The sequence below is a fragment of the Psychrobacter sp. W2-37-MNA-CIBAN-0211 genome (assembly GCF_040309405.1).
GTDB lineage: Bacteria > Pseudomonadota > Gammaproteobacteria > Pseudomonadales > Moraxellaceae > Psychrobacter > Psychrobacter glaciei.
Genome location: NZ_JBEOOU010000505.1, coordinates 1 through 242 on the forward strand (window position 1 = coordinate 1; position 242 = coordinate 242).

The 242-nt window shown below is 49.6% G+C and carries 1 protein-coding gene; it reads left to right on the plus strand.

Translation table 11 applies throughout. The features are described 5' to 3' along the window. Positions 1-242 (plus strand): multicopper oxidase domain-containing protein (locus AAEY72_RS16060; RefSeq protein ID WP_352311668.1); only part of this gene is annotated, 242 nt, incomplete at both ends.

Below are 242 nucleotides of genomic sequence, written 5' to 3' on the forward strand. Positions count from 1 at the left end.
GAGTTTGACCTGTATGTCAGCAAGAAGCCCGTTACTGTCAATGGCAAGTCGAGTATGGCAACCCTCATCAATGACTCACTGCCAGCGCCAACGCTAAAGATGCAAGAAGGCGATACTGTGACCATCCGTGTCCATAACCAGATGAATGAGTCGACCTCTATTCACTGGCATGGCTTGCTCGTCCCATTTGAGATGGATGGTGTGCCAGGTATCAGCTTTGATGGTATTCCTGCGAACAGTAC